The sequence below is a fragment of the Citrobacter sp. Cpo103 genome (genome assembly GCF_030332605.1).
Taxonomy (GTDB): Bacteria; Pseudomonadota; Gammaproteobacteria; order Enterobacterales; family Enterobacteriaceae; genus Citrobacter; species Citrobacter portucalensis.
Map to the genome: position 1 here is coordinate 728,323 of NZ_JAOWHO010000029.1, position 16,584 is coordinate 744,906.

General features: G+C 50.5%; 16 protein-coding genes. 13 read left to right on the top strand and 3 right to left on the bottom strand.

All coding sequences use genetic code 11. From position 1 onward, the window contains the following. Positions 1–6: 6 nt before the first annotated feature. Positions 7–1,428: an MFS transporter gene (locus tag OGX89_RS12175; RefSeq protein ID WP_125112499.1), complete on the bottom strand. Its 1,422-nt coding sequence runs from the start codon at positions 1,426–1,428 to the stop codon at positions 7–9. A gap of 129 nt (positions 1,429–1,557) precedes the next feature. Here OGX89_RS12175 and OGX89_RS12180 point away from each other — a divergent pair, with 129 nt between their 5' ends. Continuing rightward, positions 1,558–1,809, top strand: a complete 252-nt coding sequence (locus tag OGX89_RS12180) for a DUF2766 family protein (protein ID WP_003034595.1) — start codon at positions 1,558–1,560, stop codon at positions 1,807–1,809. 139 nt (positions 1,810–1,948) lie between these two features. On the opposite strand, the gene OGX89_RS12185 is transcribed toward OGX89_RS12180, so the two are convergent. Then, the gene (locus OGX89_RS12185; protein WP_003034597.1) at positions 1,949–2,452 is read right to left on the bottom strand and encodes a non-heme ferritin-like protein; all 504 of its coding nucleotides are present in this window, start codon (positions 2,450–2,452) and stop codon (positions 1,949–1,951) included. Positions 2,453–3,005: 553 nt separating this feature from the next. Here OGX89_RS12185 and OGX89_RS12190 point away from each other — a divergent pair. The 6 genes from OGX89_RS12190 to otsA all read left to right on the top strand — a co-directional run bounded on the left by OGX89_RS12190 (position 3,006) and on the right by otsA (position 9,891). Continuing rightward, positions 3,006–3,563, top strand: coding sequence for a DJ-1/PfpI family protein (locus OGX89_RS12190; RefSeq protein WP_125112757.1), 558 nt, complete (start codon positions 3,006–3,008; stop codon positions 3,561–3,563). 315 nt (positions 3,564–3,878) lie between these two features. Then, positions 3,879–4,868: an arabinose ABC transporter substrate-binding protein gene (locus OGX89_RS12195; protein WP_003833897.1), complete on the top strand. Its 990-nt coding sequence runs from the start codon at positions 3,879–3,881 to the stop codon at positions 4,866–4,868. 132 nt (positions 4,869–5,000) lie between these two features. After that, on the top strand, positions 5,001–6,515 hold the full coding sequence (gene araG, locus OGX89_RS12200; RefSeq protein ID WP_125112498.1) for an arabinose ABC transporter ATP-binding protein AraG: 1,515 nt from the start codon (positions 5,001–5,003) through the stop codon (positions 6,513–6,515). 14 nt (positions 6,516–6,529) lie between these two features. Then, positions 6,530–7,516 (top strand): L-arabinose ABC transporter permease AraH, encoded by a 987-nt coding sequence (araH, locus tag OGX89_RS12205; protein ID WP_003034609.1) that lies wholly within the window; start codon positions 6,530–6,532, stop codon positions 7,514–7,516. Positions 7,517–7,643: 127 nt separating this feature from the next. Continuing rightward, positions 7,644–8,495 (top strand): trehalose-phosphatase, encoded by an 852-nt coding sequence (otsB, locus tag OGX89_RS12210; protein ID WP_370613075.1) that lies wholly within the window; start codon positions 7,644–7,646, stop codon positions 8,493–8,495. After that, positions 8,470–9,891, top strand: coding sequence for an alpha,alpha-trehalose-phosphate synthase (gene otsA / locus OGX89_RS12215; protein ID WP_032943805.1), 1,422 nt, complete (start codon positions 8,470–8,472; stop codon positions 9,889–9,891). The genes otsB and otsA overlap by 26 nt, the downstream gene beginning before the upstream one ends. 17 nt (positions 9,892–9,908) lie before the next feature. Here otsA and uspC read toward each other — a convergent pair whose 3' ends face one another. Continuing rightward, positions 9,909–10,337 (bottom strand): universal stress protein UspC, encoded by a 429-nt coding sequence (gene uspC, locus OGX89_RS12220; RefSeq protein WP_003833893.1) that lies wholly within the window; start codon positions 10,335–10,337, stop codon positions 9,909–9,911. 793 nt (positions 10,338–11,130) lie between these two features. On the opposite strand from uspC, the gene flhD reads away from it, so the two are divergent. The 6 genes from flhD (at position 11,131) to cheW (ending at position 16,556) form a co-directional block, all read left to right on the top strand. Then, entirely contained in the window at positions 11,131–11,472 is a 342-nt protein-coding gene (flhD, locus tag OGX89_RS12225; protein ID WP_003034622.1) for a flagellar transcriptional regulator FlhD, read from the top strand. After that, positions 11,469–12,053, top strand: a complete 585-nt coding sequence (gene flhC / locus OGX89_RS12230; RefSeq protein WP_008785071.1) for a flagellar transcriptional regulator FlhC — start codon at positions 11,469–11,471, stop codon at positions 12,051–12,053. Before flhD ends, flhC begins: the two co-directional genes overlap by 4 nt. A 124-nt stretch (positions 12,054–12,177) precedes the next feature. Further along, positions 12,178–13,065 carry a flagellar motor stator protein MotA gene (gene motA / locus OGX89_RS12235; protein WP_003034628.1) on the top strand — a complete coding sequence of 296 codons (888 nt, stop codon included), beginning with the start codon at positions 12,178–12,180 and terminating at the stop codon, positions 13,063–13,065. Further along, positions 13,062–13,991 carry a flagellar motor protein MotB gene (gene motB, locus OGX89_RS12240; RefSeq protein ID WP_003034631.1) on the top strand — a complete coding sequence of 310 codons (930 nt, stop codon included), beginning with the start codon at positions 13,062–13,064 and terminating at the stop codon, positions 13,989–13,991. The genes motA and motB overlap by 4 nt, the downstream gene beginning before the upstream one ends. 4 nt (positions 13,992–13,995) lie before the next feature. Beyond that, on the top strand, positions 13,996–16,032 hold the full coding sequence (gene cheA, locus OGX89_RS12245) for a chemotaxis protein CheA (protein WP_063940886.1): 2,037 nt from the start codon (positions 13,996–13,998) through the stop codon (positions 16,030–16,032). A gap of 20 nt (positions 16,033–16,052) precedes the next feature. After that, positions 16,053–16,556, top strand: coding sequence for a chemotaxis protein CheW (gene cheW, locus OGX89_RS12250; RefSeq protein WP_003034638.1), 504 nt, complete (start codon positions 16,053–16,055; stop codon positions 16,554–16,556). Positions 16,557–16,584: the final 28 nt, after the last annotated feature.

Sequence of the window (16,584 nt, forward strand, 5' to 3'; positions counted from 1 at the left end):
TCCGGGCTACCTGTTCTTGTTCGATACTGCGCTTCCTGCATCACGGGTGAGCCGCAGCGTATCCACCATACCTACCAGACAAATAATGGCAATAGCGACAAAGGCCAGCCGGAAACTGATCCCCGGAACATTGCCCAATACCAGCTTTTCACTGACCACATCGCCAATGCGGATGCCAATAGCGGCTAAAGAAATGCCCAACCCCACCGCTAATTGTGTCGCCGTACTGAACAGCGTATTAGCGTAGCTCATTTGTGCCGCGGGGACGTCAGCGAAGGCAAGTGTGCTGACGCCGGTAAATTGAATTGAGCGGAACACGCCGCCCAGATACAACACCAGCAAAATAACCCACACGGGGGTCTGTGGCGTAATTAATGCACAGGCCAGCAGCGCCAGAACGTTAAGTGCACCGTTAATCAACAGGAGTTTCTTAAAGCCCAGCCAGCGTATCAACGGTGTGGTGGCAGGTTTAATCGTCAGATTGCCGACAAATACCGCCAGTACCAGCGAACCCGCGTGAAAAGCGTTCATGCCAAAACCTACCTGAAACATTAACGGCAGCAGAAACGGCACGGCGCTGATAGAGGCACGAAACAGCGATCCGCCATACATGGTGACGCGAAAAGTAGGGACGTTCATGGCATCAAGGCGAATCATTGGCCAGGCGGTGCGATGAAAATGATGCAGTGCAAACAGAAAGGTCACTGTTCCTAGCGCCAAAAGTCCGGCGGTCAGCCAGCCCTGAGGCTGTTGGGTTCCCAGTAACTCCATGGCATACACCAGGCTCACCATCGCAACAGAGGTTGCGATAAATCCCGTTATATCAAATGGGCGGCGCTCGTCGTCATGAATATCCGGAATAAAACGTAGCGCCAGCGCAATCGCCAGTATTCCGAGCGGTACATTAATGAAAAAGATCCAGCGCCAGTTGGCATAGCTGGTAATGAATCCGCCAAGGGGAGGGCCAATGATGGGTGCGACTAACGCGGGCCAGGTCAGGGTCGCAATAGCGGTGATCAACTGATGTTTAGGCGTGGTTCGTAATACCGCGAGTCGGCCAACCGGAACCATTAGCGCACCACCTATACCCTGTAAGATTCGCATGGCGACAAAGCTCTCAAGGCTTTCGGACAAACCGCATAAAACCGAGGCGAGAGTAAATATCGCCAGTGCAAGGGTAAACACCTTTCGGGCGCCGAAGCGATCCGCAATCCAGCCGCTGGCGGGGATCAGTACCGCGAGGGTGATCAGATAGGCGCTGATACCTATGTTTAGGTCAACTGCCTGCACGCCAAAACTTTTCGCCATGTCGGGCAGTGCGGTGGCAATCACCGTGCCGTCAATAAACTCCATAAAGAAAGCCCCGGCAACAAGTAATGCCGCCGGGGATAGACCGCGTTTGTTCTCAACCGCAAAATGTTCACTCATGTTGTGCTTGCCATCTCAAAAGAAACTGACTGGAACTATTTTTATTTTCAGCGCATTCGGAAGGCATGCGCGGCTATCGTTTCGTTCGTTGAATGGGTACTATGACGACCTTTCTATAAGGAGCTCACTATGTCCCAAACACTGAATGCCGATCAGGAACTGCTCTCGGACGTTGTTGCCTGTCAGCTGGTTATCAAGCAGATTCTGGATGTTCTTGATGTTATTGCCCCAGTAGAAGTTCGGGAGAAAATGTCCAGCCAGCTGAAAAGCATCGACTTTTCCAGCCATCCTGCAGGTGCCGATCCGGTCACTATGCGCGCAATACAAAAAGCGGTTGCCTTGATCGAGTTGAAATTCACGCCGCAGAATGAATCTCACTAAAATAAACCGTTGTTTCAGGTTTTAGAAAGGTTTTTTTGCGCCTCGCAGAATGAGAGGCGTGAGCGTAGAGAAAATTAAGCACCAGCCGGATAAGGTGCGTCGCATCGTTATCCGGCATTAACACGATGAAAATTGAAGATTAGTGATGTTGATAGTTCACGACGTTCAGCAGGTGCTTATCGGTTTGCGCCATGCACAGTCCCGCACGTTTAGCGCTGCGGACTTCATCAAGAATCGTCTGTAACAGCACGCCATCCTGCTGCTGCTCTTTTTCCAGATCGTGAAGAAAATCAATGGTTGTTGCATCATTCAAGGCTTCTGCTTCATTAGTTAAGCGTGATAGCTTGCTGTAGCGCTGTTGGTATTCATCCAGCGTTTTCTGAAACAGTTCTTCAAGGGAAGTTAGTTCATCACCCGGAACATCAATAGCCTTGACGATAGGGTTAGCCCCGGCACTTTTCATAAAATTAAACATACGCATCATTTGAGTCACGTTACCTTGCGCCTGGGTGCGTAGAAAGGTTGCGGTGCCAGTCAGGCTGTGTTCGTAGCACCATTCACTGAGATGCAGGTAAAGATTCGATGCGTAGAACTCGAGGTTCATTTGTGTGTTGAGTTTATGAACAATTCCAACTGCAGCCATATCAATATCCTTATTTCCAGAAAGGGGAATGTACGTTACTAACGTCAGTGCAACGGGCTGCCGCTACACGTCACCACTACGTACAATTAAAACTGTTAGCAGAATAAATCCGTTCCGCCGGTCCTTTAGTGATCACGAATTATATTCGCTCCCGATCGAGATTCAGCATAACTCCAGTCCCGACATAAGAAAATCCTTAAATCTGCGTATTTATGATTTTTTACATATTGTCATAGCAATATTAGTGATTTTTCCGCTTGTGCATATAAATGCTGTGAATATAACAGATTGATATTTATGGGATTAAAGTAAAATATTGATAATGAAATGATGTTTCATATCACGAAATGGAATTTCACAATCAGGTATTGTCTGTCGCCAGATGATTATCTGGTCTTCGGATGAAGAAATTTCACCATTGACCCGCGTCGGTGAACGCTATCTGCTGGCTAATTTTTTGCGCCAGATCAGTTTTGTGGAAATTAATAAAGTTAAGCGCCTGAATGATTCGGCATTTATTGTTTGGTGTATTTGGAAAAATCGAGGAGTGTGTATGAAAAAGGTTGCCGTGCTACTGGCACCTGGTTTTGAAGAGGCGGAAGCCATTGTTACCATTGATATTCTGCGCCGCCTGCAGATCGAAGTTGAAACACTGGCCTGCGCCGAGTCCCGTGCGGTGGTGAGCTACCATGACGTGCCGATGGTGACGGACAGCACGCTGGCTATGCGTCAGACGGACCTCTACGATGCTGTCGTGTTGCCTGGCGGGCCGCAGGGCAGCGTTAATCTTGCCGCCAGTGAGGCTGTCATCCAGTTTATCGCTCGCCATGACGAGGCTGGAAAACTCATTTGCCCGGTGTGTTCTGCGGCTGCGCGTGTGCTGGGCGGCAACGGCCTGCTGAAGGGGCGCCGCTACGTGTGTTCGGGAGATCTGTGGCAAAACGTCACGGATGGGGAATATATCGATGCGCCGGTTGTGGAAGATGGCAACCTGATTAGCGGTAAAGGGTTAGGGCATATTTTCGATTTTGCTTTCACGCTTGCGGCGCGTCTATTGGGAGATGACATTCCGGTTCGCGATCACGCTGACCACATTTATTACCGATGGTAATCATTTTCCCGAATGCTTCGGTATTCGGGAACAAGGATTCGTTGGCTGACGTTATGGACTAATCTGCTATCCCTCTTTTTTCCCGTCGACAAAACCGCGTTTTTTTATGTCATTTCCCGCTGAATTTATGTACGCAATTACTGTAATTCTGTGGTGTGATGCCGCTCTCTTATGGAGAATCAATTTCCCGCTACAAATACTCTCAGCACTGGCATTGATCTTATCAATAAAAGGTAATGCCTTGTTTTACGTCCGAATTACAAAAAATCGTCTGATTTTACCCTACATAAAAGAACGTTAAAGCTGGAGTTAACCATGCACAAATTCACTAAAGCGCTGGCTGCCATCGGTCTGGCGGCCATTATGTCACAATCCGCTATCGCTGAATCCATGAAGCTCGGTTTCCTGGTCAAACAGCCGGAAGAACCGTGGTTCCAGACTGAATGGAAATTTGCCGATAAAGCCGGTAAAGACCTTGGTTTTGAGGTGATTAAAATTGCCGTTCCGGATGGTGAGAAAACCCTTAACGCCATCGACAGCCTGGCTGCAAGTGGAGCAAAAGGGTTTGTGATTTGCACGCCAGATCCAAAACTGGGACCAGCCATTATGGCTAAGGCGCGTGGCTACGATATGAAAGTTATTGCCGTCGACGACCAGTTTGCCAACGCTAAAGGTAAGCCGATGGATACCGTGCCGCTGGTGATGATGGCGGCAACCAAAATTGGTGAACGCCAGGGCCAGGAGCTGTACAAGGAGATGCAAAAACGCGGTTGGGATGTGAAATCCACCGCCGTAATGGCCATTACCGCCAACGAACTGGATACCGCACGTCGTCGTACTTCTGGTTCAATGGAAGCGCTTAAAGCCGCAGGCTTCCCGGAAAAACAAATTTACCAGGTCCCAACAAAATCGAATGACATCCCCGGCGCATTTGACGCCGCCAACTCCATGCTGGTTCAGCATCCTGAAGTCAAAAACTGGCTGATTGTCGGCATGAACGACAACACCGTGCTGGGTGGCGTACGTGCTACCGAAGGGCAGGGCTTCAAAGCACCAAACGTGATTGGTATCGGGATCAACGGCGTTGACGCGGTTAGCGAGCTGTCTAAAGGCGAAGCGACCGGGTTCTACGGTTCACTGCTGCCAAGCCCGGACGTGCACGGCTATAAATCCAGTGAAATGCTCTACAACTGGGTAACGAAAGGTGCAGAGCCACCGGCATTCACTGAAGTGACGGATGTGGTGCTGATTACCCGCGATAACTTCAAAGAAGAGCTGGCGAAGAAAGGCTTAGGCGGTAAGTAACAGAAATGCTGCGATGTTGTAGGCCGGATAAGGCGAAGCCGCCATCCGGCGCAATGCCCGGTGGCGCTGTGCTTACCGGGCCTACGTCCGGCGGTTTTCCAGGCCGGTAAAATCCTGACTCACGGAGACGTTATGCAACAGTCTACCCCGTATCTCTCATTTCGCGGCATTGGCAAAACGTTCCCGGGCGTTAAGGCGCTGACGGATATCAGTTTCGACTGCTATGCCGGACAGGTGCATGCGCTGATGGGCGAAAATGGCGCCGGGAAATCAACACTCTTAAAAATTCTCAGCGGTAACTATGCGCCAACAACGGGATCTCTGACGATCCGCGGACAGGAAGTTTCGTTCGCGGATACCACTGCCGCACTCAACGCCGGTGTCGCCATTATTTATCAGGAACTGCATCTCGTCCCGGAAATGACCGTTGCCGAGAATATTTACTTAGGGCAGTTACCGCACAAAGGCGGGATTGTGAACCGCTCGCTGCTGAACTATGAAGCAGGAATCCAGCTGAAGCATCTGGGGATGGATATTGATCCCGATACCCCACTGAAATACCTCTCCATTGGCCAGTGGCAGATGGTGGAGATTGCAAAAGCGCTGGCGCGAAACGCCAAAATTATCGCCTTTGATGAACCAACCAGCTCCCTGTCGGCTCGCGAGATTGAGAATCTGTTTCGCGTTATCCGTGAGCTGCGCAACGAAGGACGTATCATTCTGTACGTTTCGCACCGTATGGAGGAGATTTTTGCTCTCAGCGATGCCATCACCGTGTTTAAAGATGGTCATTACGTCAAAACGTTCTCGGACATGCAGCAGGTCGATCACGATGCGTTGGTGCAGGCGATGGTCGGGCGTGACCTCGGGGATATCTATGGCTGGAAATCCAGACCGTATGGCACAGAGCGTCTGCGGCTGCATGAAGTCAAAGCTCCAGGCGTGCGTACGCCAATCAGCTTATCTGTGCGAAGCGGTGAAATTGTCGGGCTGTTTGGCCTGGTGGGGGCCGGACGTAGCGAATTAATGAAAGGGCTGTTCGGCGGTACGCGTATCACGGCGGGCCAGGTATTTATTGATGAACAGCCTATCGATATCCGTAAACCAAGCCATGCCATTGAAGCGGGTATGATGCTGTGCCCGGAGGATCGCAAAGCCGAAGGGATCATTCCGGTCCATTCAGTGCGCAACAACATCAACATTAGTGCACGGCGTAAGCATGTTCTGGGGGGATGCGTGATCAACAACGGCTGGGAAGAGACCAATGCCGATCACCATATTCATTCACTCAACATCAAAACGCCGGGTGCAGAGCAACTGATCATGAACCTCTCCGGCGGGAATCAACAGAAGGCTATCCTCGGTCGTTGGTTATCGGAAGAGATGAAGGTGATTTTGTTGGATGAGCCGACACGCGGCATTGATGTGGGCGCCAAGCATGAAATTTATAACGTGATTTATGCCCTCGCGGCGCGCGGTGTGGCCGTATTGTTTGCTTCCAGTGACCTGCCAGAAGTGCTCGGTGTCGCCGACCGTATTGTGGTGATGAGAGAAGGCGAAATTGCCGGTGAGTTACTTCATGAACAGGCGGATGAGCGCCAGGCGTTGAGCCTTGCTATGCCTAAAGTCAGCCAGGCTGTAGCCTGAATAAGGAGAGTATGATGTCTTCCGTTTCTACATCGGGTTCAGGTGCTGCGAAGTCGGCGCTAAATCTGGGCCGCATTTGGGATCAATACGGCATGCTGGTGGTGTTCGCCGTGCTGTTCCTGGTTTGTTCCCTCTTTGTGCCAAACTTTGCCACCTTCATCAATATGAAGGGACTGGGGCTGGCAGTATCGATGTCGGGCATGGTCGCATGTGGGATGCTGTTTTGTCTGGCATCCGGTGATTTCGACTTGTCTGTCGCATCTGTGATTGCCTGTGCTGGTGTTACCACTGCCGTAGTTATTAACATGACCGAAAGTCTGTGGATTGGTGTGGCTGCCGGACTGCTGCTCGGTATTCTGTGTGGCCTGGTCAATGGGTTCGTGATTGCGCGGTTAAAAATTAACGCCCTGATCACGACTCTTGCGACAATGCAGATTGTACGTGGTCTGGCCTATATTATCTCCGACGGTAAGGCAGTCGGGATTGAAGACGAGCGTTTCTTCACACTCGGCTATGCTAACTGGTTTGGTCTGCCGGCGCCTATTTGGATCACGGTCGTTTGTTTCATTGTCTTTGGCTTACTGCTGAACAAAACCACGTTTGGGCGTAATACCCTGGCCATTGGGGGCAATGAAGAGGCGGCGCGCCTGGCTGGGGTTCCGGTTGTTCGCACCAAGATTATTATCTTTATTCTTTCCGGTCTGGTATCCGCCATTGCCGGGATTATCCTCGCATCGCGTATGACCAGCGGCCAGCCAATGACCTCAATCGGTTATGAGTTGATCGTTATTTCGGCCTGCGTGTTAGGGGGCGTTTCGCTTAAAGGCGGCATCGGAAAAATCTCATATGTGGTGGCCGGGGTGCTGATCCTGGGTACAGTTGAGAATGCGATGAACCTGCTGAATATCTCTCCGTTCGCGCAGTATGTGGTACGTGGCCTCATCCTGCTGGCGGCGGTGATCTTCGACCGTTATAAGCAAAAAGCGAAGCGTACCGTTTGATGATTTAAACCCCAACTTTTTAGTCTAGCTTCTGCCCGTCGCCAGCCGCTACCCGGCTGGCGATTGTTTTTTCAAATGGCGAGCATGGTCACACTGTCTATACTTATATCCGTCATACATCATCTATATGCCGCGATCCGCGTGGCGTTCTGACCATGATGAGGAGGATAACCGGGTGACAGCATCACTGACTTTACCCCCTGAACAATCTGCAAACTGTGCTTACTTTTTTGATCTCGATGGGACACTTGCTGAGATTAAACCCTTTCCCGACCAGGTCGTTGTCCCGAAGACAATCCTGCAATGTCTACATCAGTTAGCGACGCAGAATGCGGATGCGCTGGCATTGATTTCAGGGCGCTCAATGGTTGAGCTTGACGCACTCACTACTCCGTTTCGTTTTCCGCTTGCCGGAGTACATGGGGCAGAACGCCGTGACATCAATGGTCAGACGCACATAGTAAACCTGCCTGAAGGTATCGAACGTGAAGCCGGGGCGTTATTACACGCAGCGTTGGTGACGTTACCGGGGGTAACACTTGAAACCAAAGGCATGGCCTTCGCGTTGCATTATCGCCAGGCACCCGAACACGAAGCGGCGCTGGTTACCCTGGCTGAAGGCATCACGCGCAGATGGCCGCAGCTTGCTCTGCAGCACGGAAAATGTGTCGTGGAAATAAAGCCTAAGGGCAGCAATAAAGGCGACGCGATAGCTGCATTTATGCAGGAAGCGCCTTTTGCTGGCCGGATCCCTGTGTTTTTCGGTGATGATCTGACAGATGAAACAGGGTTTGCTGTAGTTAACCGCGCTGGCGGTATTTCCGTGAAGGTGGGGATCGGGCCGACGCAGGCGACATGGCGTCTGGATGGCGTCAGGGATGTCTGGCGCTGGCTGGAGAAAATTAACTCTTCGCAGCAAGAACCGAAAGCAACGAATAACAGAAGAGGTGGCTATGAGTCGTTTAGTCGTAGTATCTAATCGTATCGCCTCACCAGATGACAAAGGGAGCGCGGGTGGGCTCGCGGTCGGTGTACTGGGCGCGTTAAAAGCTGCTGGTGGTTTATGGTTTGGCTGGAGTGGTGATACAGGTAATGAGGATAAACCGTTAAAAAAGGTCACGCGTGGCAATATCACCTGGGCCTCGTTTAATTTGAGTGAGCAAGATTACGAAGAGTATTACTGCCAGTTTTCAAATGCGGTTTTATGGCCCGCGTTTCACTATCGACTGGATTTAGTTCAGTTTCAGCGCTCTGCCTGGGAAGGCTACCAACGGGTTAATGCCTTATTGGTGGATAAACTTCTGCCGTTGCTTGGCGATGACGACATTATTTGGGTTCATGATTACCATCTGTTGCCGTTTGCCTGCGAGTTACGTAAGCGCGGCGTGCGTAATCGCATCGGTTTTTTCCTGCATATTCCGTTTCCGACGCCGGAAATTTTTAATGCGCTCCCTCCACATCTGGCGCTGCTTGAGCAAATGTGTGATTTTGATTTGCTTGGTTTCCAGACCGAAAACGATCGCCAGGCTTTTCTGGACTGTCTCGCAGCCCAGACTCGGGTGACCACGCATAAAGATAAGCAGCACCTGGCATGGGGAAAAGCGTTTCGCACTCAGGTCTATCCCATCGGTATTGAACCGGATGAGATTGCTCGACAGGCGTCCGGTCCGCTGCCACCAAAACTGGCACAGCTAAAAGCGGAGCTTAAAAATGTGCAGAATATTTTCTCCGTGGAGCGTCTGGATTACTCCAAAGGCTTGCCGGAGCGCTTTCAGGCCTATGAGGCCTTACTGGAACATTATCCGCAGCACCACGGTAAAATTCGCTATACGCAGATAGCACCGACCTCGCGTGAAGAGGTGCAGGCCTATCAGGATATTCGCCACCAACTGGAAACAGAGGCGGGGCGAATCAACGGCAAATATGGGCAACTGGGCTGGACGCCGCTTTACTATCTGAACCAGTATTTTGATCGTAAATTGCTGATGAAGATCTTCCGCTACTCGGATGTAGGGTTGGTGACCCCGTTGCGCGATGGTATGAACCTGGTGGCGAAAGAGTTTGTGGCCGCACAGGATCCTGCTAACCCTGGCGTGCTGGTTTTATCGCAATTTGCCGGGGCGGCGAACGAGCTAACCTCCGCGCTTATTGTTAATCCTTATGATCGGGATGAAGTGGCAGGCGCATTAAACCAGGCGCTGACGATGCCACTTACCGAACGTATCTCGCGCCACGCTGAAATGCTTGAGACTATCGTCAAAAACGATATCGACAACTGGCAGGCGACGTTCATTTGCGATCTTAAAACGGTCACGCCGCGTCGGAGTCAATGCCAACTGCCAGACAATATCTCTTCCTGTTCTAAACTCGCATGAAGTCGTGGCACTGTGGATTAATCTCCAGCTAGCGGAACCAGAAGAACGTCCACCTGGCTGGTATGAATCACGCTTTTCGCTGAACAGGCAGCGCGCGAAAAAAAACTGTGGTTATGGTTGCCGTAAATGACCAGATCAACGGCGTGTTTGCGGCATACATCCAGGATATGTTCATTCAGAGCCCCATAGGTAATAAAGGTATGTTCAATGGGGTATTTTGCTTCTTTGCTAAGTTTGTCGATAAAATCCTGAGTCTCTTCCTGCATGACTTCACGCAGGTCTTCCAGCATGGGGGCAGCAAACTGGTTATACAGTTCGGGGTCTGAGACCAGTGTAATCAGGCTAATTCGGGCGTTGACAGGGCGAGCGATAGAAACCGCCTTGTCTAACAACTGCTGACTTTCAGGGGTGGCGGCAACAGCAACAAGAATGTGCGAATAGCTCATAACTCGCTCCTTTTTTTCAAGAATTATGAGAGGGCTTTTCAGCTTTACTCAGCTTACTCCATACTGCAACGTTTCCTTCCTTCATAGTGTGAATGTCATCATGATTATTCATTAATTATTCTTATAAATAGAATAATCGATTCATATTAGTTGCAGATATGTTCAAGTTACTTAAGTGAAACCCACTGCTAATGAAAACAATGTGTTAATAGAAATTAAACATATATTAACATTTGCAAGGTCGTCACATCGCGGTATTAATTAATCACTCTAAATATTTAACTTATTGTTTATAATGAATTTAATTAAAAAAATTTTTTGAGTTAAATATGTGATCCAGCTCGCTATTTCACGGCGTGATATTAACGGATGTGAACAAAATACTATTCGCTTTTATTGCAAGAATATTCGTACATCAGGAATTGAAATGGATGATGGCAGAGTAAAAAATAAGCAAAGTAAAAGCTACGCTGATGGATTTATGTTAAGTGTTTGGCTGGTTTATGTGATCTTGATCACATATTCTTTAAATTCGCAGCATAGCTCCGTTGTATGTGTAACTGACGGCGGGTAGAGTTGCGTCGAATTAGGAAAAATCTTAGACATTTGTAAGAATTGATGTGAGCTTGTAAGGGATGCTGCCTTCTTAAAAGGGAATGTTTAGACAACGCGTAAGTGTCGTCACGCTGCTATGTATTTGACCTTTTGCTTTTTTTTACCGGGCCTTCCCGGCGACATCACGGGGTGCGGTTTTACCGCATGAAAACAATGTTGGTTATTATGGATGCAAATAATGCATACATCCGAGTTGCTGAAACACATTTATGACATCAATTTGTCATATTTATTGCTTGCACAGCGTTTGATCGTTCAGGACAAAGCATCTGCGATGTTTCGCCTTGGTATCAGCGAGGAAATGGCGGACACGTTGGCAACATTAACTCTTCCTCAAATGGTCAAACTGGCCGAAACAAACCAACTGGTATGTCATTTCCGTTTCGACGATCACCAGACTGTTACTCGCCTGACGCAAGACTCCCGCGTTGACGATCTTCAGCAAATTCATACTGGTATCATGCTTTCAACACGCCTGTTAAGCGACATCGATGATGCAGCACGTAAGAAAAGGGCTTGATGATGAGCGAAAAAAGCATTGTTCAGGAAGCGCGTGATATCCAGTTGGCAATGGAATTAATCACATTGGGCGCCCGTTTGCAAATGCTGGAAAGCGAAACGCAATTAAGCCGTGGTCGATTAATCAAGCTGTACAAAGAATTACGCGGTAGTCCTCCGCCAAAAGGGATGCTCCCGTTTTCCACCGACTGGTTTATGACGTGGGAACAAAATATTCATGCGTCGATGTTTTGCAATGCATGGCAATTCTTGCTCAAAACGGGTCTCTGTAGCGGCGTGGATGCAGTGATCAAGGCGTATCGGTTATATCTTGAGCAGTGCCCGCAGCCTGAAGAAGGGCCACTGCTGGCGTTAACCCGCGCGTGGACGCTGGTGCGATTTGTCGACAGCGGATTGCTGGAGTTGTCCCAATGCAATTGCTGCGGTGGGAATTTTATCACCCACGCACACCAACCCGCAGGCAGCTTTGCCTGTAGTTTATGCCAACCGCCATCACGGGCCGTAAAAAGACGTAAACTTTCCCAGAATGCTGCCGATATTATTCCACAACTGCTGGATGAACAGATCGAACAGGCTGTTTAACTGATACGGTGTGGATGAACACTCCAGCAGCGGTAAGCAATTACCGCTGCTTTTTTTTGTCCTGACCTTACGTTAATTGCCCGACTGCGCATCCTGTCATAGTCAATTGCGAAAGGATGATGTCGTGCTTATCTTATTAGGTTACCTGGTTGTTATTGGTACAGTTTTCGGCGGTTACATGATGACCGGCGGACACCTTGGGGCACTCTATCAACCGGCTGAGCTGGTGATTATCGGTGGTGCGGGTATTGGGGCATTCATCGTCGGCAATAACGGGAAAGCCATCAAAGGGACGATGAAAGCGATCCCGTTGCTTTTCCGTCGTTCGAAATACACCAAAGCGATGTATATGGATCTGCTGGCGCTCTTGTATCGCCTGATGGCCAAGTCGCGTCAACAGGGCATGTTCTCGCTTGAGCGCGACATCGAAAACCCAAAAGAAAGTGAAATCTTCGCCAGCTATCCGCGCATTCTTGCGGATGCTGTAATGCTTGATTTTATTGTCGATTATCTGCGCCTGATCATCAGCGGCAACATGAATACGTTTGAAATTGAAGCGCTGATGGACGAAGAAATTGAGACTCATGAGAGTGAGGCTGAAGTCCCGGCGAATAGTCTGGCGATGGTCGGCGACTCACTACCGGCATTCGGGATCGTCGCGGCCGTTATGGGGGTTGTGCATGCGCTGGCTTCTGCCGATCGCCCGGCAGCAGAGCTGGGTGCGTTGATTGCGCATGCGATGGTGGGAACATTCCTCGGTATTTTGCTGGCCTATGGATTTATTTCTCCGCTTGCCAGCGTTCTGCGACAGAAAAGCGCTGAAACAACCAAAATGATGCAGTGCGTGAAGATAACGCTGCTCTCCAATCTGAATGGTTACGCGCCGCCGATTGCCGTTGAATTTGGTCGTAAAACACTGTATTCCAGCGAACGTCCTTCGTTTATCGAACTGGAAGAACATGTTCGTGCGGTGAGAAATCCAACTGCGCAACAGACGACCGAGGACGCATGAAAAATCAGGCCCATCCCATTATCGTTGTAAAGCGACGCAAGCATAAGAATCACGGTGGTGGGGCGCATGGCTCGTGGAAAATCGCCTACGCCGATTTTATGACCGCGATGATGGCCTTCTTTCTGGTGATGTGGCTCATTTCTATTTCCAGCCCTAAAGAATTGATCCAGATTGCCGAATATTTCCGTACACCGCTGGCCACCGCAGTGACCGGGGGAAATCGTATTTCGAATAGCCAAAGCCCGATTCCAGGCGGCGGGGATGATTACACCCAGCAGCAGGGCGAGGTGAACAAACAGCCGAATATTGATGACCTGAGAAAACGTATGGAACAGAGCCGCTTGAGCAAACTTCGCGGCGATCTCGATCAACTGATTGAATCCGATCCCAAACTGCGAGCGCTGCGTCCGCATTTAAAGATTGATTTAGTTCAGGAAGGGCTGCGGATACAGATTATCGACAGTCAGAATCGTCCGATGTTTAAGACCGGTAGCGCTGAAGTTGAGCCGTACATGCGCGATATCCTGCGCGCGATTGCACCAGTGCTCAACGGGATCCCTAACCGGATCAGCCTTTCCGGTCACACGGATGATTACCCTTACGCGAATGGTGAGAAAGGGTACAGCAACTGGGAATTGTCTGCCGATCGCGCAAATGCATCGCGTCGCGAGCTGGTTAGCGGCGGTCTGGATGATGGAAAAGTATTACGTGTGGTAGGTATGGCCGCCACGATGCGTCTGAGCGATCGCGGTCCTGAAGACGCTATCAACCGCCGTATTAGCCTGCTGGTTCTCAATAAGCAGGCAGAAGAGGCCATTTTGCATGAAAACGCTGAAAGCCAGAATGAGCCGGTAAGTGTCTTACAACGGCCAGCGGAACTCCCGCCGGTAAGCGTTCCCACATCGCCACCAGCCAATCCGAGGTGATAGCGTGAGCATGGATATTAGCGATTTTTATCAGACATTTTTTGATGAAGCTGACGAACTGTTGGCTGATATGGAGCAACACCTGCTTGATTTGGTTCCTGAAGCCCCGGATTCCGAACAGCTGAATGCCATTTTTCGTGCAGCGCACTCGATTAAAGGCGGGGCGGGCACCTTCGGCTTTACCATTTTGCAGGAAACGACCCATCTGATGGAAAACCTGCTGGATGAAGCGCGGCGTGGCGAGATGCAGCTCAATGCCGACATTATCAACCTGTTTTTGGAAACGAAAGATATTATGCAGGAACAGCTCGACGCCTATAAAAGCTCAGTGGAGCCTGATGCCGACAGTTTTGAGTATATCTGCCAGGCGTTACGGCAGTTAGCGCTCGAAGCGAAAGGTGAAACCGCACCGGCAGTTGTCAACCCAGCAAAACTTAGCGTTGTTGACAGCGCCGCGATGCAGGAAGAGGCGGTTGCAAAGCCTGAACCCGCCAGTGAAGAGAGCAAAAAACGCATTACTCTCTCGCGCCTGAAAGCCAGCGAAGTGGATTTACTGGAAGAGGAACTGGGGAATCTGGCGACCTTAACCGATGTGGTAAAAGGAAGCGACACGTTATCAGCAACGCTTGATGGCAACCTCGCAGAAGATGACATCATCGCGGTGCTTTGCTTTGTCATTGAAGCTGACCAAATTGAATTCGAAACCGTCAGCGCAGCGCCTGTGGCAGCTGAAGCTGAAGAGGTGGCTGTTGTCACTGAGCCGCAGCCGGTTGCTGTGGCACCTGCGGTGAAAGCTACCACCAGTGAAGCACCACATAGCCGCGCGGAACGTGAAAAACCCGCCCGCGCCAGCGAGTCGACCAGTATCCGCGTAGCAGTTGAAAAGGTTGATCAGCTTATTAACCTGGTTGGCGAGTTGGTGATCACGCAGTCGATGCTGGCCCAGCGCTCTAACGAACTGGATCCTGTCAATCACGGCGATCTCATCACCAGTATGGGTCAGTTACAACGTAACGCCCGAGATTTGCAAGAGTCGGTGATGTCGATTCGTATGATGCCAATGGAGTACGTGTTCAGCCGTTTCCCTCGTCTGGTGCGCGATCTGGCCGGTAAGCTGGGTAAACAGGTCGAGCTGACGCAGGTTGGTAGCTCAACCGAACTCGATAAGAGCCTGATTGAACGCATCATCGATCCGTTGACGCACCTGGTGCGTAACAGCCTCGACCATGGTATCGAATTGCCGGAAAAACGCCTTGAATCCGGCAAAAGCCCAATCGGCAATCTGACGCTTTCCGCGGAGCATCAGGGCGGGAATATTTGTATTGAAGTGACCGATGATGGCGCTGGCCTGAACCGCGAACGTATCCTGGCTAAAGCTGTCTCTCAGGGCATGCCGATCCACGAAAACATGAGCGATGACGAAGTGGGTATGCTGATCTTCGCTCCAGGCTTTTCGACCGCCGAACAGGTGACGGATGTTTCCGGACGCGGCGTGGGTATGGATGTGGTGAAGCGAAATATCCAGGAGATGGGCGGCCATGTTGAGATCCAGTCTAAACAGGGACAGGGGACCACTATTCGCATTCTGCTGCCGCTGACGCTGGCGATCCTCGACGGGATGTCCGTGCGTGTGGCCGATGAGGTCTTCATTCTGCCACTGAATGCCGTTATGGAATCGCTGCAACCGCGCGAAGAAGATCTCCATCCGCTGGCCGGAGGAGAGCGCGTTCTGGAAGTGCGTGGCGAATATTTACCGCTGGTTGAGTTGTGGAAAGTCTTTGAGGTTGAAGGCGCTAAAACTGAAGCGACTCAGGGCATAGTGGTCATTTTACAAAGTGCAGGGCGTCGCTATGCGCTGCTGGTGGATCAGTTAATTGGTCAACACCAGGTGGTGGTCAAAAACCTGGAAAGCAACTACCGCAAAGTGCCAGGTATTTCTGCTGCAACGATCCTCGGCGACGGCAGCGTCGCGCTGATTGTCGATGTCTCTGCATTGCAGGGGTTAAACCGCGAACAACGTGTGGCGATCACAGCCGCCTGATTGAGTGAGAAGGGAATAATATGACCGGTATGAGTAATGTAACTAAACTGGCCGGCGAACCGTCAGGTCAGGAATTCCTCGTGTTTACGCTGGGGGATGAAGAGTACGGTATCGATATCCTGAAAGTGCAGGAAATCCGTGGTTATGATCAGGTGACGCGCATCGCTAACACGCCAGCGTTTATCAAAGGCGTCACAAACCTGCGTGGTGTGATTGTGCCTATCGTCGACCTGCGCGTGAAATTTAGCCAGAGCGATGTGGATTACAACGAAAACACCGTGGTGATCGTGCTGAATCTGGGTCAGCGGGTGGTTGGAATTGTGGTTGATGGCGTCTCGGATGTGCTGTCGCTGACAACGGATCAAATCCGTCCGGCACCGGAGTTTGCGGTCACGCTGTCAACGGAATATTTGACGGGATTGGGTGCGCTGGGTGACCGGATGCTGATTCTGGTCAACATTGAGAAGCTGCTGAACAGCGAAGAAATGGCGCTGCTGGATATTGCCGCTTCCCACGTCGCATAATCGCCATAACTCATCCGGCCTACAATGA